The sequence below is a fragment of the Novosphingobium sp. Gsoil 351 genome, from assembly GCF_009707465.1.
Lineage (GTDB): Bacteria > Pseudomonadota > Alphaproteobacteria > Sphingomonadales > Sphingomonadaceae > Novosphingobium.
Genome location: NZ_CP046120.1, coordinates 2,306,781 through 2,328,601 on the forward strand (window position 1 = coordinate 2,306,781; position 21,821 = coordinate 2,328,601).

Genomic DNA, 21,821 nt, shown 5'->3' on the forward strand with positions numbered 1-21,821 from the left:
ACATACGCCAAGAAAGCTGCTCGGATTAGTCATTGCTGGGTGGAACCAGCTTCAACGATCAGTATAAGATCGCTCTGTGGAAACACTCGCCAACCTTGAGTCTTTCATCCGGAGCGCAGAATGTGGCAGTTTCTCTGCTGCCGCCCGGCGGCTGGGCGTGACGCCAGCGGCCGTGAGCCGGAACGTGGCAACGCTGGAACGCAACCTCCGCGTTCGCATGTTTCACCGCAGCAGCCGCAGCCTGACGTTGACCGACGACGGCGAGCGGTTCCTGGCGTCAGTCTCCGACGGCGTGGAGTCCATCCGAGACGCGATTGAAAGTGTCACGACTGATGCGGGCAAGCCGGCCGGCGTGCTCAAGGTCAGCATGCAGTTGACGTTCGGCCTCGATTATGTGGTCCCGCTGCTGCCGGCCTTCCTGGCGCAATACCCCGACGTTCAGGTCGACTGGAGCTTCGAGAACCGTCAGGTCGATCTGATCGGAGAGGGCTTCGATGCCGCCATCGGCGGCGGCATGGAACTTGCGCCTGGCGTGGTGGCCCAGCGACTGGCGCCGCTTCACGTCATCGCGGTCGCTTCTCCAGACTATATCAAAGACCGAGAGCTGCCGCAGCAACCGCACGAGTTGGAGGATCTGGACGGAGTCTCCATGCGCTCGGCCGTCACTGGGCGCCTGCGTGTCTGGAGAATGCGTAACCGCGATGGCGCCGAAGCGACGCTGGAGCACAGAGCGCGCGTGGTGGCCGATGATCCCGAGGCAATTTGCCGAGCAGCCTTGATGGGATTGGGCGTGGCGATGATCGCCATGCCTTACGTGGAACGGCATCTAGAAAGTGGCGCACTTCAGCGCTTGCTGCCGGATTGGCACGCCGACCTCGGCGCCATATCGCTTTACTTTGCCAGCCATAAGTTGCTGCCGGCCAAAACCCGTGCCTTCGTAGATTATACGACAAACGCGTTTCGCGAACAGGATTTGGCACGACGATTTGCAGCGGAATGATGAAAGAGCCTGATCAAAGCAGGCGCGATTGGCCGGACCTTTTGTTGCCCTGAACGGCAGCTTCAGCCGGAACTTATTCCCTAACCGCTCTGACCGCTATCGGCCCCACAGAAGTCCGTAAGGCTAATGGAGGTTGATCGACTCTTCGGACCGTACCCTGCTGCGAAAATCCTTTGGAGGGCATCCTTCAGTGCGTGAAAAAGCTGTGCTGAATGCGCTCGACGATTGAAAACCAATAACTTCCGCAATCTGGCCGATCGTCAGCCGACCAGTGCGCAGTTCGTCCTTAGCCAACGCCATCCGCCAGCGTAGCAAGTACTCCATGGGCCCCATGTCAATTGTTTGGCGGAAGCGAGCCGCAAGTGTCGAGCGCGAGACGCCGCAGGTCCGCGCGAGTTCGGCAAGGGTCCAGGCGTGCGCGACATTGCCATGCAGCGAGGACAGCGCCTTTGCCGTCACGGGGTCTGTCAGGCCCGCAAGCAATCGCCCATGCTTTTGATCCGGGTCTGCAGCCTGTGAGCGAAGAATATCGACGAGGACGAGTTCGATGAGGCGAACAATGATGAATTCGCTGCCGGGCCCCGGTTCGCGCGCCTCGGCCTCATTCAGGGCAAGCAAGCTCCGTACGTGGCGCAAGGCGGTATCGTTGGACCGGACGTGAATGAGCGCCGGTAAAAGGTCATTCAAAAAGTTGGCGTTGGCCGTGTCGAACAGGAATTTGCCAGCCCGCAAGCCTACGGGCCCGCCGATACCGTCGCCAATCCGAACAGTCTTGTGGATTCTACCCTTGGCAATCTCAATGAGTTCCCTGCTGTCTACGGGCGTGATCGACGGGCCGGACGCCAAGATAAACGGTGCGACAGTGCGAATGAGGACAAAGTCGTCTGACACGAGGGCGATCGGATCATGTCCCGGACGAAGTAGTTGGCAGGATCCGTGAGCGATTCGGCAAAAGACCAGCTCGTTGTCCTGAGCATATCCGATGGCCCAGCGCCCGGATGCTTCAACTCCACCCGACAGGGTAGCCCGCGGTCGCAGCAAACGCATGAAATCGACGAAGGGATCCAAGATTCGGACTTTCGATAAACAAAATCGCACGTTTGATTATAGACGATGCGACGGAGGCGCAATAGCTTTGCGCAACGAGAGGACGGCCAGAATGACCACCGATAGCGCGGCGGCGCGCGACATGCTGATCGACGCAGCCTTCGACGTGGATGCGCTGCGCGAAAAGTATCGCCAGGAGCGCGAGAGGCGCCTCCGACCTGAAGGAATCGAACAGTTCGTCGAGTTGACCGGCGACTTCAGCCGCTATGTCGATGACCCTTACGCGGATTCTGACTTCATCCGGCCAGCCATATCCAAGGAGGTGGATGTCCTCGTAGCCGGAGGTGGCTTCGGCGGCCTGTCAGCCGCGGCGCAGCTTCGCAAGAACGGATGGCGCGACCTCACAATCGTTGAGAAGGGCGGCGATTTCGGGGGGACTTGGTATTGGAATCGGTATCCCGGAGCACAGTGCGATATCGAGACGTACTGCTACCTTCCGCTCCTCGAGGAGACGGGATACGCACCGTCCCTGAAATACGCCTTCGCGCCCGAGATTCTGGAGCACGCCCAGCGCATCGGCAAGATGTTCGATCTGTACAAGGACGCGCTGTTCCAAACCGAAATAACGGGAATGCGGTGGCTGGAGGATGAAGGCCGCTGGCTGTGCGCCACCAGTCGTGGAGACGCTATCAAGGCTCGCTTTGTCGTCCAGACCAATGGAATTCTCGATCGCCCGAAGTTGCCTGGTATTCCAGGTATCGCCTCTTTCAACGGCCATACTTTCCATACTAGCCGCTGGGACTACCACTATACCGGCGGCAGCAACGAGGGCGGCCTCGACAAGCTAGCGGACAAACGCGTCGCAGTGATCGGCACCGGCGCAACCGCTATCCAATGCATTCCTCACCTCGCGCGCCACGCCAAGCACCTTTACGTGGTTCAGCGCACCCCGTCCTGCGTCGACGAGCGCCGCAATGCGCCTACCGATTTCGCGTGGATGAGCTCGCTTTCGGCTGGCTGGCAAGCGGCGCGGCGTCGCAATTTCGTTGCCTTGACCTCGGGCGTTCCGCAGCCAGAAGATCTGGTCGGCGACGGTTGGACGGAAATCGCCCGAACCGTCGGTGGCTACCTGTCGGCGGACCTAGACGAGACCTCCGACGAAAGTCGCGCGCAAGTGGGGGAGCTGGCCGACTTCCAAAAGATGAACAAGATCCGGGCGCGGGTTGAAGCAATTGTTGATGATGCTCAGACCGCAGAGGCGCTCAAGCCGTGGTATCGTCAGTTCTGCAAGCGCCCAACGTTCAACGACGACTATCTGGACAGTTTCAACCGCCCCAACGTGACCTTGATTGACACCAAGGGCCGCGGTCTCGATGCCGTGACCGAGGCTGGGCTGCAATTCGATGGCCAGGAATATGCGGTCGACTGCATCATCTTCGCCACGGGTTTCGAGGTCGGAACCAGCTTTGTCAGGCGCATGGGCTTCGAAACCATCGGCCGCGACGGAAAGGCTCTCTCGGACGCGTGGTCCCAAGGCCTCCGCTCGCTCCATGGCGTCATGGTGCACGAGTTTCCCAACCTGTTTCACATGGGTATCAATCAAAATGCCCCTTCCTATTGCGTAACCTACCACCTCGATGAGCAAGCAGAGCACATCGTCGCGATCCTGGGCCACGCTCGGGCAGCCGGCGCCCGATACGTCGAGCCCACTCAGGCGAGCGAGCAGTCATGGGTCGCCACCATTCGCGCCAAGAGCGGCGCTACCCTCGCGTTCCAGCGCGAATGCACGCCGAGTTATCTCAACAACGAGGGCAAGGCCGACGGTCCGCTGAACGAGATTTATGGGGGCGGCTCTATCGAATTTTCGGAGCTGATCCGGGACTGGCGCGAGCAAGGCATGCCGGGCCTCGAGCTTCGATAAGTGGCAAGCGTGGGAGGAAACCTGGTGCTCGAACTATATCATGCGCTGACCTCGACGTGCAGTCAAAAGGTGCGCTTTTGCTTGGCCGAGAAGGGCCTGACTTGGGTCGACCGGCATGTCGACATTCTTTCCGACAGCCACCTCACTCCGGACTATCTTGCACTCAACCCGCTGGGAGTGGTGCCGACGCTTGTCCATGACGGGCAGGCAGTCACGGAATCGTCCGTCATCTGCGAATACATCGACGACGTGTTTCCCAGCCCCTGTCTGGCTCCATCGGGCGCATACCAGAAGGCGCAGATGCGCTCCTGGATGGCGTTTTTCTCCGAAATTCCGACAAGTTTCATCCGCGTCGTGACCCTCCACATGCTTACAAAATCGAAGCAGGACGCGGTTTCGGAAGAAGACTACATCGCAAACACCGAGAGGCGGCCCGTCCGCAAATACATCTTTCGCAAGATGGGTCGCGGCGGCTTCCCCGCCGACGAGATCAAGTCCGCGTTCGACGGCCTTCGCCAGACCGCTGAACGCGTCGACGAGCAACTGAAAGCCTCCGAGTGGATCGCAGGCGACCAGTTCTCCCTCGCCGATATCGTCCTGTTGCCATCGATCGATCGGCTCGAGGATCTTGGGCTGGACGCCGTCTGGGCCGGACTTCCTCGATTTGGGGACTGGTGGAGCCGTGTGAAGTCTAGGCCGGCCTACGCTCAGGCTTACCCCAAGGGATCCCGGTTCTCGCATTATGCGCCCGATGTCAGAGTCCGCGCGCGTGAGGTTTACAGGCAGGAGCTGACACAATTCCTACAGGCAAGCCTGCAAGGCTCCCGCAGGGCTGTTCGAGAAAGTATCGTTGCGGTCTGATTTTTGGATCCCAACCGATTCTATTTACGAAACTAGAGAAGCAAGACCGAATATCTCTGATCTTATCAAATACGATAAATAATGGAGGGGAAAATGAAGTCGATCGATGCATCAAAGGGATCACGGCGGTCGATTGACTTTACGACAGCCATCCGCGTCTGGCTCTTGTCTTGCGCGACATTTGTGGTTGCCCCTGCTCACGCCCAAACTGTGGCCGAACCCGAAGTTTCGGCAATGGGGGCGGATGACACCGAGGCGCAAGGCGAAATCATCGTAACCGCCCGCAAGCAATCAGAGGCTCTGTCCAAGGTTGGCCTACCGATCACCGCGGCCACCGGCGATGAGCTTGTCGCGAGGGGGATCACAACCGTGACCGAACTCGTCAAGCTGGAACCAAGCCTACAATACGCCAAGAGCTTCGACAGCACGCCGATCTTCACGATCCGCGGCGTCGGATACAACGATAATTCGATTCAGGCGCCGCCGACGGTGAGCGTCTACCAAGACGAAGTTCCTTACGCGTACTCGGTGATGACAAAGGGCGCGATGCTCGACGTGCAGCGCGTCGAGATTCTGAAAGGCCCTCAAGGAACGTTGTTCGGGCAGAACGCCACCGGCGGAGCGATAAACTTCATCGCCAACAAGCCCGGCGAGGAGTTTGGCGCGGGCGTGACGGCGACGTATGGGCGATTTAACGCAGTCCATTTCGATGGCTACGTAAGCGGTCCCCTGGCGCCATCGCTTAAGGCGAGGATCGCGCTGGCGACGGACCTTGGCGGGGCTTGGCAGCGCAGCAACACGCGCGACGATCGTCTTGGCGATAAGAACATGCAGCAGGCGCGAGTGCTGCTGGAATGGGAACCCAGCGCGAACTTCAGCGCGCTTCTGAACCTCAACGGCTGGCGGGACCGATCAGAGACGCAAGCCCAGCAGCTTTTCGGCTTCTTCGTGAAGTCGCCACAGTTCGTGGGGCTCGGAGCCGGCAAAAACCAGCCCACACCTGCTCAGGTGGCCGCGATGCCCGCTTATGCGGCCGAGCTCAGGCAAATCTTGCAGCAACCGCTTTCGCCGCGCAGGAACCGCGCGGCCGATTGGGTCGCGGGCACCCATCCGGAGCTTGATCAACGTTTTCGTCAGGCAGCGTTGCGCTTGAACTGGGAGGTCAACGAGGGGCTTGGTTTCACTTCGCTGACCAGTTTCGAGCACTACACACAGGCCGACGAGATCGATAACGCCGGCGTCGCCCTCTTGGCAAACAACAGGTTGAGCACTGGCGAGGTAGATTCCTTCTTTCAGGAAATCCGCGCCCATGGGGGCTTGGGTGAGGGCTTCGTGAAATGGCAGCTCGGCGGGAGCTATGTCCATGACAAGTCGAACCAAATTGTCGACCAGTACACGACACAATCCGGCAGCTATTTCTCCGGGTTCCCGCCTTCGGTTGGCGGCAATCCACCGTTTCACCGTCTAATTTCCTACGCCAACAACACAACCGAAACAAAATCGATCTTCGGCAGCGTTTCCGTCGCGCTTCTCGACGATCTGAAGCTCAACGGCAGCGCCCGCTACACCGATGTGAAGTCGGATTTCGGCGGATGCGTCGGGACGACGGATCGGCAACTGGAACTGCTCATCACCAACGTGTTTGGCGATGGCAAGGCTAACAGCGGCCAATGCATCACCGTACTCTCCAAAGGTGGCCCGTCGGGCTATTTCCGCACCACCCTCAACGAGGACAACATCGCTTGGCGGCTCGGGCTCGAGTGGCAAGCGACCGCCAACACCCTGATCTACGGCTTGGTAAGCCGCGGTTACAAGGCGGCTGCGTCTCCCATTTTGACTGCGACCACGGCAGCCCAGTTGCGCCCCGTGACGCAGGAGTCCGTGATCGACTATGAGGCCGGGATCAAGACCCGGCTGTTCGGAAACACGCTGCAGTTCAACGGAAGCGTATTCTACTACGATTATCGCAACAAACAGCTTCTGGCGAGGTTCATCGATCCGATTTTCGGGGCGCTCCAAGGCTTGGTGAACATTCCCAAGAGTCGCGAATTTGGCGCGGAGGCGAGCGTCGTTTGGAAACCGATAGCGGACCTCACTCTCGATGGCGCGGTGACCTATCTCAATTCACGAGTTGAGTCCGATTTCCCCAACACGGACGTCTACGGGAACGCGGTGAACTTCAAGGGAGAGCATTTTCCGTTCACGCCGAAATGGTCCGCTTCGGGTGGCGTTCGCGTGGATCTGCCGGTGGGCGATCACCATTCAGGGTATCTCGGGGCGCGAGGTTCCTACCAGAGCGCCACCGTAACCTCGTTTGGCGAGTCGGCCGTCATTGCCGCACGGGCACCCTCGATTGCGATCAAATCATATGGATTGCTGGATCTGAGCGCCGGCATTGCTCCCAATGGCGGCAATTGGAAAGTTGAGTTCTGGGCTCGGAACGTTACGAACACGTACTACTGGGTAAACTTCAACAGTGGCGGCGATGTGACGGTAAGATTGACCGGGATGCCGCGCACTTATGGCGCAACGGTGCAGCTCGATTTCTAGATCGCAAGCTCCTGAGCAGCGATACTACATGATCCCATCTCGTCAAAGGAAGATCGGAATGAAATATTTCTTTGTTCAAGGTGAATATTCGATACCGTTTACGGAGCTGACAAAGCTGTCCGACTTGGTCGCTGAACATCGTGCTTACGTCCAGCAAGCCTACGACGATGGCCATTATCTACTTTCCGGGCCGGAAGTCCCTGCGGACACCGGGGTTGTGATCGCTCGCGCTCCATCTCGCACGTTGCTTAACGAGCTTATGGAACGCGAGCCGTTCGTCCGTGACGGCAAGGTTCGAATATCTCGGGTCGTGGAGTTCGTCCCGGCTCGCCACCGACCTCAAATCGAGGATTGGGTAGTTGGTTAGGCAGCGCACGCGATGCTCCGATCTCGGTGCTTGCTGGCGAGGCCGATACCGCACGCTTCGATTTACGAGCCGTCACCGCGACAAGCCGATCGGCCCCGACAACTGGCCGGATGCGTGGTGTCGATCATTTTTGTGAGATGAGTTGGAACATGATGGCGCAAAGCCGCGGACCAGCGCAGCCAAACCTTGTGCAGGTGCTCGATACGGCACCTCTGAACATGAGGTATTGGCGCGCCATCGGCATGATCACGACCGCCGCCATGCTAGACTATTTCGACTTTGTGATCGTCGGATTCATCATTGCGGTCATCGGCCCGGCCTGGAAGCTGACCTTTGTCGAGACTTCCGTGATCCTGATCAGCGCCGGCATCGGATCGGTCGTCGGTTCGCTCGTCTGGGGCGTTCTGTCGGACTTGATCGGTCGCAAGTTCATGCTGGTTTGCGGTATTGCAATATGCGGCTCGGCCAGCGGGGCGATAGCTTTTGTGCCCGACGGAGCCTGGGTTCCGCTGACCGCACTTCGTTTCCTGGTGGGCCTGGGCATGGCGGGTGCCGGTATTGGCTCGATTACGCTCGCGGTCGAGTTGACGCCTGTGCGGGTCCGAACGGTGCTGGCGAGCTCGGTGGCGATACCCGGAAGTCTCGGCGTTTTTGCAGCGGCACTCCTCTCGTCGGCATTGTTGCCATCGATCGGATGGCGGGGCTTGGCGCTGGTCGGGTTTGCCCCGCTGGTGCTGGTGGTTCCGGTCTTGATATGGGTGCCCGAGTCCGCTCGCTGGCTGATGTCTCGCTCGCGAGCCGAGGATGCGCGAAAGGCCGCCTCGAGTTTGCTTGATCTGCCCGTTGAGCATGTTGCACAACCCCCAGCTATCGCTCGTCAGTCGGGTGGCGCTCGACTTTCCGAAGTCTATTCCGAGCCCCAGGTTTTCTGGTTTGTGGCGTTGGCCTGGCTTGGGTTCAGCGTAGCGAGTTACGGTGTCCTGTTGTGGGGGCCGACGATCCTTTCCCTGATCCTCGGTGTCGATGCGTCCCGTGCCGCGCAGCTTTACATCGCGGTCAGTTTGGCGGGTCTCGCCGGGCGGATCTTCTTCGCCGTTTTGCCCCAGTGGCTGGGACGTCGGCTTGCCGGACAAATCACCGGTCTCGGAATCGCGCTCGCGTTGGGAGCCGTCTCTCTCTTCTTCCAGGAGTCTATCGGGGGATTCCCGCTGATTGTCGTCCTGCTTTGCATCGGTGCGCTGTTCTTCGACGGGGGCGCATCCAATCTGGGCCCCTTGTCAGCCGAGGTCTTCCCCGCGCATCTCGCCGCGCGTGGCAGCGGGGTCGGTCAAGCCGCGAACGGGATCGGGAAGATCCTGGGCCCGTTGGTTCTCGCGTTTATTGCCGGGACAGACAATCTCCTCACGCCACAGGCCACGATCGACGCCGCCGGACCGGCATTTGCGTTTCTCGCGGGTTGCGGCTTACTGGTTTGGTTCGCGTTCGCGTTCCTGGGAGTTGAAACGCATCTCAAGACGCTCAAGCTAGGCGACAGCGTAGAGGACCGGCTCGAAGTCGCTGGAAGCGCTCCAAGCCCCGATCTCCTGCAAGGATCCGCCGACACTGGCGGTCCGAGAGCTCACGCATACACCCTTGGCGAATTGGGTGGCGCAACCGCCCCGACAGCGCGGTGAGCACCCGAATTGCCATGATGACGTGGGCAACCGCATCAGGCCGCATTGTTTGGGTTAGGGAAGCTCTCCTCGTCGAAGCGGCACGCACGGGGCCACTTGCGAACCTCCATTACCGCAAATCCGGACAGTACCCGGCGATGCGCTTCTGACGATCTAGCGAGGTCTTTGACATGGATTATGGTCGCGAACCGAAGATTTACCTGATGCCCCGTTGCTTCGGTCCCGCCGGCGGGCCGCGTCAGGCGCCCAACGATGTCGATTTCAGTCACGGTCCGTCACGCTTCACGCGATACCTGGTCGGTTTTCAAGGTCGTGCGTCGGAAGTTGGAGCATTGCTTCCCAAAGGACTCGAGTTGCGGGGTGAGCCCACCGTCTTCGTGCAGTTCTTCGAGCTTGCCGAGATACCGTGGCTGGCTGGCCGGGGCTACAACATCCTTTCGGTAATCATCCCTGTTCGCCACCGTTCCGGTACTGGTGGCGACGTCGTCGACGGCCTATTTCAGGCAGTCTTGTGGGAAAACCTTTGTGACCCGATCGTAACCGGACGCGAGCAGCTTGGGCATGCCAAGCTCTACGCCCAGCTTCCCCCGGCGCGCCGCTGGGGCAACACAACCTCCATCCGTGCAAGCTGGGAGGGCTTCACTTTTGCTGAGATGGAGGTGAGCTGCGGATCGGAGCCGGATCAGCAAGCAATCGCGGATCTTCAGTCGCAGGCCGGTGCTGGCCTGATCAGCCACAAGTACATTCCCAGATCGGGAGATTGGGCTGTCGCGGATGCCGACTACCTCACCCTGACCCCGCTGCCAGGCGCATCGAACCTCGCCGATCCGCAGCCGCAGCCGCTGGTAAGGGTCGGCGATGGCCAGATTCGGTTCAACCGCCCGACGTGGCAGGACATGCCCACGCAGTATCATATCATCCAGCGTCTCGCAGACCTCGAGCAGATTTCCCCGATGCGTGCCGTCGTGATGGAGGGAAAGACTTATGCCGATGCATTCGATCAGCACATCCTTGCCTAACGTCTCCGCGAACGCGCATCGCAGCCTCTTGCGTTGGGCTGCGGGTGGTTTTGTCTTCGCTGTTGCGCGCCAGTCGACGCGTTTCGCGGCGCCTCGGGTGGCACGTGCATCCACATCGGCGGGGCATGAAGGACATGGCGTTTACGGGCAGATGCTTGTGCGGCCAGGTAAGCTATTCGGCCTCGGCCGGGCCTGTTCTTTCGGCAATCTGCCACTGTCGGAACTGCCAGCGCCAGGGTGGGAGCGCTTTCTCGATAATCGTGGGAGTACCTGTCGGCGCCGTCACGGTGAATGGCCAACGCGCAGTCTTTGCCGACACAAGCGAAGCAGGGGGGACGATCGTTCGCAAGTTTTGTCCTCAGTGTGGTTCCCCGATGTTTTCGGACGCTTCCGCAATGCCTGAATTGAGATACATCAAAGCCGGCACTTTGGACGATGTTTCAACGTTTCAGCCGCAAATTGAGATTTGGAGGAGGAGCGCTCAACCGTGGCTCGAACTCGGCGGCGATCTTCCGAGATTTGACGAAAATCCGCCCCTGATTGGTCAATGACCGTGCGCAAGGGTGGCCAAGCGCCGGAGCCCGACCGCCGGCACACCAAGTATCTTCCTGGCGAGCAATCGGCGCTTCGACATGATTGCGGAAAAAATGGACTACGACAGGCGCATTGCCTGTTTGATGTGGAGGCGAACCGATGCCCGAATATCTGAAGCGCGGGGTTGATGCGGAGGCGAAGGCGGACGCGGACCGCAAGGTTCGCGATATTGTCGAGGCGACGCTGGCGGACATCGAGCGGCGTGGCGATGCGTCGGTGCGCGAACTGTCGGTGAAGTTCGACGGCTGGGACCGCGAGAGCTACGCGCTGACGAGCCGAGAGAAGCAGGACTGCCTCGACCAGCTTTCGGGTCAGGACTTGAAGGATATCGAGTTCGCGCAGGCGCAGGTGCGTAATTTCGCGAAGATCCAGCGCGCGAGCATGACCGACGTCGAAGTCGAGACGCTGCCGGGCGTGGTGCTGGGCCACAAGCACATCCCGGTGAGCGCGGCGGGCTGCTACGTGCCCGGCGGCAAGTATCCCTTGCTCGCTTCGGCGCACATGAGCGTGATCACCGCCAAGGTCGCCGGCGTGCCGCGGGTGATCACCTGCGCGCCGCCGTTCGGCGGCAAGCCCGCACCCGCGATCGTCGCGGCGCAGGTCATGGCCGGGGCCGACGAGATCTATGCGCTCGGCGGTATCCAGGCGATCGGGGCGATGGCGCTGGGGACCGAGAGCATCGCTCCGGTCGACATGCTGGTCGGTCCGGGCAACGCCTTCGTCGCCGAGGCCAAGCGCCAGCTGTTCGGCCGGGTGGGCATCGACCTGTTCGCCGGTCCGACCGAGACGCTGGTCATCGCCGACGAGATCGGCTGCGACGGCGAGCTGGCCGCGACCGACCTGCTTGGCCAGGCCGAACACGGTCCCGACAGCCCGGCGGTCCTGCTCACCACCAGCCGCAAGCTGGCGGAGGAGACGATGCGCGAAGTCGAGCGACTGCTGACGATCCTGCCCACCGCCGACATCGCGCGTCGCGCCTGGGAAAGCTTCGGCGAGGTCATCGTCGCCGAAGACGACGCCGAGATGGTCCGCATCGCCGACGCGCTCGCCTCCGAGCACGTCCAGGTGATGACCCGCGATCCCGACTGGTTCCTGAACCACATGACCAACTACGGCGCGCTGTTCCTGGGGCCGCGAACCAACGTCAGCTTCGGCGACAAGGTGATCGGCACCAACCACACGCTGCCGACGAAGAAGGCGGCGCGCTATACCGGGGGCTTGTGGGTCGGCAAGTTCATCAAGACCTGCACCTACCAGCGCGTCCTGACCGACGAGGCGTCGGCGATGATCGGGGAATACTGCAGCCGCCTGTGCGCGCTCGAAGGATTCGCCGGCCACGGCGAGCAGGCCAACATCCGCGTGCGGCGCTATGGCCATCGCGAGGTGGCTTATGCAGGCAAAGCCGAGCCGCTGCTGGCGACGGCGGACTGATGACTGCGCTGCCAGTCACGCCATCGTTCCGGCTCGACGGGCGCCGGGCGCTCGTCACCGGGGCGGGGCGGGGGATCGGCCTGGCGCTGGCCGCGGCGCTGGCCGAGGCGGGGGCCGAAGTGACACTCGTGGCGCGCTCGGGCGACGAGATCGAAGCCGGGGCGGCGGCGATCCGCAAGGCCGGCGGAAACGCCCGGGCGGCGGCGCTGGATGTCTCTAACCTCGCCGCGGTCGCCGATTTCTTCGCTGAGCGGCCCGCCTTCCACGTGCTCGTCAACAACGCCGGGACCAATCGGCCCAAGCCGATGACCGACGTCAGCGAGGCCGACTACGACGCGGTGCTCGATCTCAACCTCAAGAGCACGTTCTTCGTCACCCAGGCTTGCGCGCGGCGGATGCTGGCCGAGCGCAGCGGCGGTTCGCTGATCCACATCGGCAGCCAGATGGGGCATGTCGGCGGCCCAAATCGTTCGCTCTACTGCGCCTCGAAGTGGGCGCTCGAGGGCATGAGCAAGGCTCTCGCGCTCGATCTGGCGGCGCATGGCATCCGCTCCAACACGATCGCTCCGACGTTCATCGAAACCCCGATGACCAAGCCCTTCTTCGAAGACGCGGCATTCCGCTCTTCGGTGCTGGACAAGATCAAGCTGGGCCGGATCGGCAAGGTCGAAGACCTCATGGGCGCCGTGGTGTATCTCGCCGCCAATGCCAGCGCCATGGTCACCGGAACCAGCCTCATCGTCGATGGCGGATGGACCGCGGAATAGCGAAGTTCCTGGATGACCGGTACGCCCGGACAGGCACCTGGTTTCACTAGCGAATTGCTAGGCGCCGATGCGCTCCAGAAGAAGGTGCTTCTTCATCTTTCCTGTCGGCAGACGCGGGAGGTCATCGGCAAAAACAATGCGCTTGGGTACTTTGGCGCCTGACAGTTGCCCGCGAAGCCAAGTTCGAAGCTCTGCGGCAAATTCCGGGGTCGCTTGGCCAGAATTCACCAATTGGACGAAGGCGGTGACTATCTCTCCCATTTCGTCGTCGGGCACTCCGACTACTGCGGCGTCGGCTACGGTGGGGTGTGTGACCAGGAGATTTTCGATCTCCTGAGGATAGACGTTCACTCCGCCCGTGATGATCAGGAACGAGCTGCGATCGGTCAGATAGAGAAAGTCCTCAGAATCGAGATACCCCACGTCGCCGACGGTCGACCAGCCTTTGGCGTGATGAGCTGTTGCCGTACGTTCCGGATCGTTATGGTAGCTGAACCGCATGCCGCCGTCGGCATAGACAGTTCCGATGGTTCCCGCAGGAACCTCGTCACCAAAATCGTCGCAGATGCGCAGTGCTCCCGTCACGCAACGGCCGACCGAACCCGGGCGCTCAAGCCATTGCGGAGTGTCGATCATGGTCAGCACTGATTGCTCGCTGCTGCCAAAGTATTCCGAAACAATCGGGCCCAACCATTCGATGATGTTGCGCTTTACCTCGACCGGGCATGGTGCGGCGGCGTGAATGACTAGGTCGAGCGACGAGAGATCAAAGGCATGCCGCTGCTCATCTGGCAATTTCAACATGCGGACGAAGTGTGTCGGCACGAACTGCGCAACGTTGATCTGGTGCCGCTCTATGAGCTGCAGGGCCTGCACGGGTTCAAATCGTTCCATGAGTACGAGGGTTCCACCGAGGCGGATGACCGCAATTGCCCAAGCGTACGGCGCTGAGTGGTAAAGCGGCGCGGGGCAGAGATAGACCGTCTCGTCGCTAAGGCCGAACCTGGACGCGACACTCATGACGGCCTCGGAGACGCCGCCAACCCGCCCGACATCGGTGGCGTGATAGACGATGCCCTTGGGCTTGCCCGTGGTGCCGGACGAGTACAGCATCTCGCGCCCCGGCGCTTCATTGTCCGGGGGAGTATCCGGCTGGTTCGCGCAAAGGCTTTCCCAGGATTCGAGGCCCTCGATTTCGCCTCCAACGACGAACGTGCGCGGCAGGCCCGGCAGTGCAAGGAGCTCTTCGAACCTCTGTCTCACCGAGGTCGATACGATCAGCAGTCTCGAGCCGCTGTCTGCGACGATGAAGGCAACCTCGGTCGCGGTCAGCAGGGTGGATAACGGAACGACGACCAATCCGATCCTGAGGCCTGCCAGAGCGGTCGCCAAAAACTCGACACTGTTCTCGAGCTGAAAGGCGAACCGGTCGCTACCGACCAATCCGCATTGGCGAAGCGCATGCTCGCGTTTGTTGACGAGGTGTTCCAGTTCTCCATGGCTAGTTCGAGCACCCGATCCCAGGACGACTGCAGCCTTGTCCGGCGTTTTCGTTCCGAGAAGCGCGTAAGGTCTGTGCTTGTCCCCCGTCGGTCCTTCTCGCTCCATCACCTCTTCCTTCGAAAATTCGGGATTGACGGCATCGGATCACGCCGGCCGCGAAGACGCTGCGCCTCTAGGTCCGCTCGTAGATCGTCACCACGCACGCCCCGCCGAGGCCGAGATTGTGCTGCAAGGCATGCCTGACGTTTTCGACCTGACGCGGACCCGCCGTGCCGCGCAGCTGATGCGTGAGTTCATGGCACTGCGCGAGGCCGGTGGCGCCAAGCGGATGGCCTTTCGACAGTAGCCCGCCGGATGGGTTGGTGACGACGCGGCCGCCGTAGGTGTTATCGCCGTCGGCGATGAACTGCGAGGCTCCACCCTCGGGGCAAAGGTCCAGGTTTTCGTAGGTGATGACCTCGTTGTGCGCGAAGCAGTCATGAAGCTCGACGACGCGGAAGTCTTCGGGGCCGACACCCGCGGACTCGTAGGCCTCACGGCTGGCGCGCTTGGCCATGTCCTTGCCGACCAATTCGATCATGTCGTGCGCTTCGAGCGTGACGGGGCGATCCGTCGACATTGTCTGCGCGGCGATACGAACCCCCGGCACAAGGCCGTTTCGCTGCGCGAAGTCGCGCGAAACGAGAAGAGTAGCGGCCGCGCCGCACGTCGGCGGGCAGGCCATCGGCTTGGTCATGACGCCCGGCCAGATCACTGGCGCATCAAGAACCTCTTCCACTGTCATCACGTTCCTGAAGACGGACAGCGGGTTGCACGCGGCGTGGCGGCTGGCCTTGGCGCGTACTTTGGCAAAGTCCTCGAGGGTCGTGCCGTAGCGCTCCATGTGCGCTTTGCCTGCGCCCCCGAAATAGCGCAGCGCGAGCGGAAGGTCGACGTCGACAAGCGCGTCGCACTCACGGTCAAAGTCCGCAAATGGGCTGACGCGGTTGGAAAACATCGATGGAAGCGCGCCCGGCTCCATCTCTTCGAAGCCGACCGCCAGCGCACACTCGACCGCTCCGCTTTCCACTGCCTGGCGGGCAAGAAAGAGGGCAGTCGAGCCTGTCGAACAGTTGTTGTTGACGTTGACGATTGGAATTCCGGTCATGCCGGCGCGATAGACCGTGCGCTGTCCCGCGCAGCTTGCCCCGAACACGTAGCCTACATAGGCCTGCTCGATGCGATCGTAGCCGATACCGGCGTCGGCCAACGCGAGACAGATGGCTTCGCTGCCCATCTGGTCATAAGGCGCGCTGCTGCCGGGTTTGGCGAACGGGATCATTCCCACACCGGCAACCAGCACTTCGCGATCCATGCTCGTCATCTCCGACCTCACCGCAAAAGAAGAATCCGAATGTGGCGCTTGGGCGCCGAAGGCAAATTCATTGAAGACCGTTTGTATTCTCGATAAGAATAGTCATGCTCGATCCCCGCCTGAACTATCTTGTGATTGTGGCGCGTACCGGCTCATTCACGACAGCAGCGCAAGAAGCTGGCGTTACTCAGTCTGCGGTGACGAGGAGCATCGCCGCGCTGGAACGGGAGGTCGGCTTTCCGATCTTCTATCGCACGCCTCGGGGCGTCATTCCGACCGAGAAGGGCGGCGACTTCATCACCCGGGCCGCGCGTTTGCTCGAGGACGCCCGCGAACTTTTGCGAAGCGGGGCGGGAAACAAGGACCCGTACAGTGGTGTCCTGCGCATCGGGATCTGCCCCGCATCGCTCGAGTGGGGGCTTGTGGAACCGCTGGCCAGCTTGCTGCGTAGGCATCGCGGCATCCGCTATGACATTAGCAGCGGTGGCTTCGAGACGATCGTGCAACACTTGCGGATGGGTGCGATCGACGTTGCCGTGGGCTACAACGCCGCCTTCAGCGAATGGTCGGATTTAAGGCGTGAGCCGATGGGCAGCCTGGATGTCGCACTGTTCGTGCGGCGCGGGCATCCCCTGCTCGGCGTGTCGGGCCCAACTTTGCGCGACCTTGCGCGGTACGACTTCGTCTCACCCTCGGATTCCCGGCCTTACGGTGAAATCATCCGCAACATCTTCCAAAAGCAGGGGATCGACTGGCATGAACGGGTCCATCGCGCAGACTTTTTCCCGATCGTGCGAAGCATCGTCGAAACCTCTGACGCTGTAGGCGTGGTTGCGCGATCTCACGCCGCGTCGCCTCAGTTTGCCGAGCGCTATCAATTGCTCGCGGGCCTTGACCTGTTCCCCACCGCGCCTTTGTGCTGCGCGGTCCGGGTACGCTGGGAGCCCAAGGCTGCCACCCGCGCCTTAATCGGCACTCTCACAAGGGCATTTCCCTTGGCACAATGATTAAATTGAATGGTCTGTCATCATTATGAATTGGACGCCGTAAGCCGATAGCCCCACCGTGCCGCGCAGTTGGTGCCCCTCTCCGGGATGAACGGAAGCGAGCGAAATGGCCGAAACGAGCGGGCAAGACATTCGTCAAGGGCGGTTTCGACGCGAGGCGAAAGGCGCAGAGACGGCGTCGGTGTGCGTTAAGGTCGAGCGTGGGCGCATCCGTGCCTTCGCTAGCGTTCTTGGACAGATCGATCCGCTCTTCAACGATGTGGCTGCGGCGCACGCCATGGGTCATCCAGACATCGCGGCGCCCCCTTCCTTCTTCATGGTCGTCGAAGCAATCGCCAACGAAGAACTCCGGCGCCAGGGGGAGGCAAGCGCGATCGAGATGGCCGGCTGCGACTTTCGCTATCTACTTCATGGCGACGAGCACTATTCTTACAACGGGCTCGTCTATGCCGGGGACAGTGTGACGTTTTCAACCAGAGTGCTCGACTTCTATGACAGGAAGGGGGGGCTGATGGAGTTCGTCACGCTCGAATCCGTGGTTGCCCATCACGAGCGCGGGCCGCTCATCCGAGCGCGCCGCACACTCTTGCACAAGTTCGGATGACGCGGGAGCGGATGATGGCGACCGATCGGATCAGGGCCGGCGACACGCTCTCGGAAATACGGTTTGGGCCGATTTCACGAACGACGCTAGCGCTCTACGCTGGCGCGTCAGACGATCACAACCCGGTGCACATCGATCTCGATTTTGCCCGTCAAGCCGGCCTCGACGACGTGTTCGCGCACGGCATGCTATCCTTCGGCGTGCTTACTCGCGTGGTGACCCAGCGCTTCGGTGCCGCCCGCCTCCGTTCGTTCGGTGCGCGTTTCACGGCAATTACCCACGTCCACGATGTTGTCTCCTGCCACGCCTCGGTCAGCGAATGCTTCGAGGAGGACGGCGAGCGGCTCGCGAGAATCGCGGTGTTCGCGCAAACTGCGGGTGGAGTCACGACCCTTTCAGGTGAGGCGATCGTCGCGCTCGATTGATGCAGTGCCCGTGTCTTGAGCGGGGAAAGGTAAGATCTTCGAATGTCCATGAGGTTCGACGAGCGCGTTGTCGTAGTCACTGGCGCCGGGCAGGGCCTCGGCCGATCGCACGCGCTCGAGTTCGCACGGCGCGGAGCACGGGTTTTGGTAAACGATTTGGGCGGCGGTGCGCAAGGCGGCGGCGGCAGCACCTCAGTCGCCGAGTGCCTTGTCACCCGCATTCGTGACGAGGGCGGGGAGGCCTATGCCAATTCCGATAGCGTGGAGGATGGTGAAAAGATCGTTCAGGGGGCTTTGGATGTATTTGGGCGGGTCGACGTAGTTGTGAACAATGCTGGAATTCTGCGCGATTCGACCTTTGCCAAAATGAGCGATGAAGACTGGGATTTGGTCTACCGGGTTCACCTCCTCGGCTGCTTCAAAGTGACCCGAGCAGCCTGGCCCCACATGCGCGAGGCGCGATATGGCCGCGTAATAATGACGACCTCGATCGCGGGCATCTATGGCAACTTCGGCCAGGCAAACTACTCGGCCTGCAAGTTGGGCCTGTTTGGCCTCGCCCAGACGTTGGCGATTGAGGGGGGGGCCACGAAACATCCTAGTGAACACGGTTAGCCCCACTGCAGGTTCGCGGTTGACCGAGGGTGTGCTGCCCAAGGAGGTCACCGACGCACTGAAGCCCGAATATGTTACTCCGGCGGTGATCCTGCTTGCCCACGAAAGCTGTCCGACCACCGGCAAACTCTTCGAAGTGGGTGGTGGCTGGGTTTCACAAACCCGCTGGGAACAGACCCAGGGCGTGTTCTTCAACGATGACTTCTCTTCCGAACAGCTGGCTGAGCGATGGGGTGAAGCGACGTCGTTCGAAGGTAGCCGTCACGCTTCCAAGCTGCAGGAAGCGAAGACTGGTATCCAGGAGCGCTTGGGGCGCGATCTCGCGCTTGCGCCGCAATAGCCCTGCGGGCTGCCATTGCTCATGGAGTTGAAGATGGCGCCTGAACCGAAGGTCGAAGACGTGCACAGGGTCGACCCGCAGCTGCGAGCCGGACTCGCTCTTTTCCCAGATATCGAACTGACCTGCGAAATCCTACCCGACTTGCGCAGGGCTTCTTTCGGCCGAGACGAAAAGATTGCGATCGCCGGTTTGAGCGAACATCGCGTCTCACTTCCGGTCGCATCGGGCAGTATCGATCTGTTCGTCTGCAGGCCGGAAAGTGCCGAAGTCCTGCCCGGCATCTGCTGTCTGCATGGTGGAGGCTTCGTTAGCGGCTCGGCCATGCAGATGGCGGCTCAGCGGGCCGGGTGGGCGTTGGCGCTCAATGCGGTACTGGTCTTCGTCGACTACCGTCTCGCTCCGGAGCATCCATTCCCACAACCCTTGGAGGATTGTTACGCTGCGCTGCGGTGGATGTGCAGCGAAGGGCGAGAGTTCGGCATCGACCGCACGCGCATCGCGCTATGGGGCATTAGCGCCGGGGGCGGCCTTGCCGCGGGGCTCGCGATTCTTGCCCGAGATCGCGGCGAGTTCCAGGTTGCCTGCCAACACCTGTGGTCGCCGATGCTGGATGATCGCACCACGACAGCTGCTGATCCACATGCGTACGTTGGCCAGTTCGTTTGGAACCGGAAGAACAATCGTTTTGGCTGGCATTGCTATCTTGGACAGGAGCCAGGCACGCCTGGCGTCTCGCACTATGCTGCGCCATCGCGGCTGCGGGCCATGGAAGGCCTACCGCCGACCTATCTCGCAGTGGGTGCGTTGGACCTGTTTCTGGAAGAGAATGTCGAGTATGCTCGCCGTCTCTTACGTGGGGGTGTGCCAGTCGAACTCCATGTCCACCCTGGGGTGTATCACGGCGCGGCGTCGATTTCCGAGGCGGATGTGATCAAAAGGTGGGAGCGCGATAGTCGCAACGCGCTCAATCGCGGATTGCGAGGATATCTCTGATCTACGTTTCCCATCTACCAGTCCATTTTCCAGATAATGATGAGGCGGCGTAACTAGAGAACCGCCTCTACCGTCAACCTCTGGATTGTTACCGCAGAGCAATTTGGCGTGCTGTCAGCTAAGCGAGGTTCCAGCGCGAAAACCGGCTTGGCAGTGAACGGCCCCTTTCTAGCCGTTGGGGACAAAGTGCTGTTGAAGCGTCGGGCAGACAATCGGACTTATGTTAACCGCCGCATTTGGCCTTTATGACAAACTGATTCGAAGTCGCCGATGTCGGATCAGAGTTGTTGGGGGCGGCCTAGCGCCTGGCCTCGGTCGGCCGCGGCTCTGGTCGAGTGCGCGAAACCTTTACATCGACATCGACGTCCCCGACCTCATCCTTCACCACGCGAGCGGTACCCTTGGCGATATGGGCAACCCCCGTGCCAACTGCCTTGGCTGCGCGGGCGGTGTCTGCCGCCGACTTCTTTATGCGAGCCTCGTCGTATCTGACCGTAACCTGATCCTTATCGGGGTCGTTCGCGACATTGCAGCCGCTTGGAACGATCAACAGGACGGGCAGCAATATTCGCATGTTTTTGACCCTCGCTACTCGAGAAACGCCCCGACATAAGCCTAGCGGTCAGCGGCGGCGGTCGTTGTAGCGCTTCAAAGCGTACCCGCCGACCGCCGCGGCGATCATCCCGGGGAGTCCAAATCGGCGGGCAATCGCCACCGCGGCCATACCCATAACGGCACCGCCTGGCTGATCGACCCCGCGCGTTTCTTTGGCCGCCCTTGCTCCCGCATAGGCTCCCATAAGTTTTCCAAGCATTCGAACCTCCTTTGACTTTCGCACTAGAAGCGAACGGTCGGGCTTTGGGTTCCACGGGGAAGGATGCCGCGATGCCGTTGTCGCGGAAGGTCATCTCCCGCTGGATCGTCTACCGACCAGGAGCGCCGATATGGCCGCGACCCGCTGCGGCGGCTATGACGGCCCGATGTCGTTCGCAAAGGTAGATCACTGGATCGGCAGGACGCTCTTTTTCCCTCCCACTATAAAACTGTGCCAGCTCACCCGACAGAGTCAGTTCGCCGTCTCGCGGATGTTCTGGTTCATCGCGGCCCTGGACGGCTTCTACCTTGCGGAAACCCTCTTCGGATCGGTTCTTTGGGGCGGGATGAGCGCTATCATGATGATCGGCGCCACGCGCCGGGCCGACGTCCCCACCATCAGCTTTCTTTTCTTTCGCCTGTTGGCAATCGCGTTCCTGGTGCTCGATTTCGTCAAAGGGGTGACGACCGTGGAGTGGGCAGGGATCGAGTTTTGGCTCTTTGTCCTCACAGCAGAATATGCGGCGATAATTCGCACGATCCCACCGAGGGAAGCAGACAAGTCGGGAAGAAAGATCGTGACGGCCAAGTAGGCCCGTGGGGGGGCGCCACCGTAGTTGCCCAACACCGCAGCGCCGCGATCCATCGAGGCCACACGTATCCTGCCCGAGACTTAGTAGTCTTACATTAAACGCGCCATCTCAGTCGTCGCCCGCCGCGCTCAGCAGATCCATAAGGTTGCGCGCCGCCTCGCGGTCGGCTTCGTCCGGAAACCCCACCTCGAGGCCGGGCTCTGCGCCCAGCACGTGCAAGAGGCACCACAGCGCGATGCGGCTGGCGCGATCTTTCTCCAGCCCGAAATCCACTTGCATCCGCTCGATCCCGGCACTTTGCGTAGTCGGGAGCACTTGCGCCATGTCGCTGACGCCAAAGTAGC

The 21,821-nt window shown here is 61.1% G+C and carries 23 protein-coding genes; 17 read left to right on the forward strand and 6 right to left on the reverse strand.

Annotated features, from left to right (window positions below; genetic code table 11):
* Positions 1-76 precede the first annotated feature (76 nt).
* Complete coding sequence (locus GKE62_RS11105; RefSeq protein WP_154692304.1) at positions 77-1,000, forward strand: LysR family transcriptional regulator; 924 nt, start codon at positions 77-79, stop codon at positions 998-1,000.
* A gap of 123 nt (positions 1,001-1,123) precedes the next feature.
* On the opposite strand, the gene GKE62_RS11110 is transcribed toward GKE62_RS11105, so the two are convergent.
* Positions 1,124-2,068, reverse strand: coding sequence for an AraC family transcriptional regulator (locus tag GKE62_RS11110; protein WP_154692305.1), 945 nt, complete (start codon positions 2,066-2,068; stop codon positions 1,124-1,126).
* 91 nt (positions 2,069-2,159) lie between these two features.
* Here GKE62_RS11110 and GKE62_RS11115 point away from each other — a divergent pair, with 91 nt between their 5' ends.
* From GKE62_RS11115 to GKE62_RS11155, 9 genes are all read left to right on the forward strand, one after another.
* A complete protein-coding gene (locus GKE62_RS11115) occupies positions 2,160-3,968 on the forward strand; it encodes an NAD(P)/FAD-dependent oxidoreductase (protein ID WP_230206647.1) in 1,809 nt (602 codons plus the stop codon).
* Positions 3,969-3,992: 24 nt separating this feature from the next.
* Positions 3,993-4,829, forward strand: coding sequence for a glutathione S-transferase family protein (locus tag GKE62_RS11120; RefSeq protein ID WP_195908352.1), 837 nt, complete (start codon positions 3,993-3,995; stop codon positions 4,827-4,829).
* Positions 4,830-4,922: 93 nt separating this feature from the next.
* A complete protein-coding gene (locus tag GKE62_RS11125) occupies positions 4,923-7,379 on the forward strand; it encodes a TonB-dependent receptor (protein WP_195908353.1) in 2,457 nt (818 codons plus the stop codon).
* A 58-nt stretch (positions 7,380-7,437) separates the two neighbouring features.
* On the forward strand, positions 7,438-7,746 hold the full coding sequence (locus tag GKE62_RS11130; protein ID WP_230206648.1) for a YciI family protein: 309 nt from the start codon (positions 7,438-7,440) through the stop codon (positions 7,744-7,746).
* A 110-nt stretch (positions 7,747-7,856) separates the two neighbouring features.
* Positions 7,857-9,419 (forward strand): MFS transporter, encoded by a 1,563-nt coding sequence (locus GKE62_RS11135; RefSeq protein ID WP_154692309.1) that lies wholly within the window; start codon positions 7,857-7,859, stop codon positions 9,417-9,419.
* Between the two features lie 170 nt (positions 9,420-9,589).
* Positions 9,590-10,438 (forward strand): acetoacetate decarboxylase family protein, encoded by an 849-nt coding sequence (locus GKE62_RS11140; RefSeq protein ID WP_154692310.1) that lies wholly within the window; start codon positions 9,590-9,592, stop codon positions 10,436-10,438.
* A 134-nt stretch (positions 10,439-10,572) separates the two neighbouring features.
* Entirely contained in the window at positions 10,573-10,989 is a 417-nt protein-coding gene (locus GKE62_RS11145; RefSeq protein ID WP_154693685.1) for a GFA family protein, read from the forward strand.
* Positions 10,990-11,131: 142 nt separating this feature from the next.
* Complete coding sequence (hisD, locus tag GKE62_RS11150; protein ID WP_154692311.1) at positions 11,132-12,463, forward strand: histidinol dehydrogenase; 1,332 nt, start codon at positions 11,132-11,134, stop codon at positions 12,461-12,463.
* Positions 12,463-13,230 (forward strand): SDR family NAD(P)-dependent oxidoreductase, encoded by a 768-nt coding sequence (locus GKE62_RS11155; protein ID WP_154691773.1) that lies wholly within the window; start codon positions 12,463-12,465, stop codon positions 13,228-13,230. Before hisD ends, GKE62_RS11155 begins: the two co-directional genes overlap by 1 nt.
* A gap of 57 nt (positions 13,231-13,287) precedes the next feature.
* Here the strand turns inward: GKE62_RS11155 and GKE62_RS11160 are convergent, their stop codons facing one another.
* Positions 13,288-14,838, reverse strand: a complete 1,551-nt coding sequence (locus tag GKE62_RS11160; protein WP_154692312.1) for an AMP-binding protein — start codon at positions 14,836-14,838, stop codon at positions 13,288-13,290.
* Positions 14,839-14,905: 67 nt separating this feature from the next.
* Positions 14,906-16,087, reverse strand: a complete 1,182-nt coding sequence (locus GKE62_RS11165; RefSeq protein WP_154692313.1) for a lipid-transfer protein — start codon at positions 16,085-16,087, stop codon at positions 14,906-14,908.
* Between the two features lie 104 nt (positions 16,088-16,191).
* Here GKE62_RS11165 and GKE62_RS11170 point away from each other — a divergent pair, with 104 nt between their 5' ends.
* The 6 genes from GKE62_RS11170 to GKE62_RS11190 all read left to right on the forward strand — a co-directional run bounded on the left by GKE62_RS11170 (position 16,192) and on the right by GKE62_RS11190 (position 20,071).
* Positions 16,192-17,094, forward strand: a complete 903-nt coding sequence (locus GKE62_RS11170) for a LysR family transcriptional regulator (RefSeq protein ID WP_154692314.1) — start codon at positions 16,192-16,194, stop codon at positions 17,092-17,094.
* 106 nt (positions 17,095-17,200) lie between these two features.
* Positions 17,201-17,698 carry a MaoC family dehydratase N-terminal domain-containing protein gene (locus GKE62_RS11175; RefSeq protein ID WP_154692315.1) on the forward strand — a complete coding sequence of 166 codons (498 nt, stop codon included), beginning with the start codon at positions 17,201-17,203 and terminating at the stop codon, positions 17,696-17,698.
* Positions 17,699-17,712: 14 nt separating this feature from the next.
* Positions 17,713-18,123 carry a MaoC/PaaZ C-terminal domain-containing protein gene (locus tag GKE62_RS11180; protein ID WP_154692316.1) on the forward strand — a complete coding sequence of 137 codons (411 nt, stop codon included), beginning with the start codon at positions 17,713-17,715 and terminating at the stop codon, positions 18,121-18,123.
* A gap of 42 nt (positions 18,124-18,165) precedes the next feature.
* The gene (locus tag GKE62_RS19015) at positions 18,166-18,738 is read left to right on the forward strand and encodes an SDR family NAD(P)-dependent oxidoreductase (RefSeq protein ID WP_230206649.1); all 573 of its coding nucleotides are present in this window, start codon (positions 18,166-18,168) and stop codon (positions 18,736-18,738) included.
* Positions 18,739-18,757: 19 nt separating this feature from the next.
* Positions 18,758-19,078 carry a hypothetical protein gene (locus GKE62_RS19020; protein ID WP_230206650.1) on the forward strand — a complete coding sequence of 107 codons (321 nt, stop codon included), beginning with the start codon at positions 18,758-18,760 and terminating at the stop codon, positions 19,076-19,078.
* A gap of 21 nt (positions 19,079-19,099) precedes the next feature.
* Positions 19,100-20,071: an alpha/beta hydrolase gene (locus tag GKE62_RS11190; protein WP_154692317.1), complete on the forward strand. Its 972-nt coding sequence runs from the start codon at positions 19,100-19,102 to the stop codon at positions 20,069-20,071.
* 298 nt (positions 20,072-20,369) lie between these two features.
* On the opposite strand, the gene GKE62_RS11195 is transcribed toward GKE62_RS11190, so the two are convergent.
* Positions 20,370-20,645, reverse strand: coding sequence for a hypothetical protein (locus tag GKE62_RS11195; RefSeq protein WP_154692318.1), 276 nt, complete (start codon positions 20,643-20,645; stop codon positions 20,370-20,372).
* Between the two features lie 48 nt (positions 20,646-20,693).
* The gene (locus GKE62_RS11200; protein WP_154692319.1) at positions 20,694-20,885 is read right to left on the reverse strand and encodes a hypothetical protein; all 192 of its coding nucleotides are present in this window, start codon (positions 20,883-20,885) and stop codon (positions 20,694-20,696) included.
* Between the two features lie 130 nt (positions 20,886-21,015).
* On the opposite strand from GKE62_RS11200, the gene GKE62_RS11205 reads away from it, so the two are divergent.
* Positions 21,016-21,477 (forward strand): hypothetical protein, encoded by a 462-nt coding sequence (locus GKE62_RS11205; protein ID WP_230206651.1) that lies wholly within the window; start codon positions 21,016-21,018, stop codon positions 21,475-21,477.
* A gap of 108 nt (positions 21,478-21,585) precedes the next feature.
* Here GKE62_RS11205 and GKE62_RS11210 read toward each other — a convergent pair whose 3' ends face one another.
* Positions 21,586-21,801: a hypothetical protein gene (locus GKE62_RS11210; protein WP_370515996.1), complete on the reverse strand. Its 216-nt coding sequence runs from the start codon at positions 21,799-21,801 to the stop codon at positions 21,586-21,588.
* Positions 21,802-21,821: the final 20 nt, after the last annotated feature.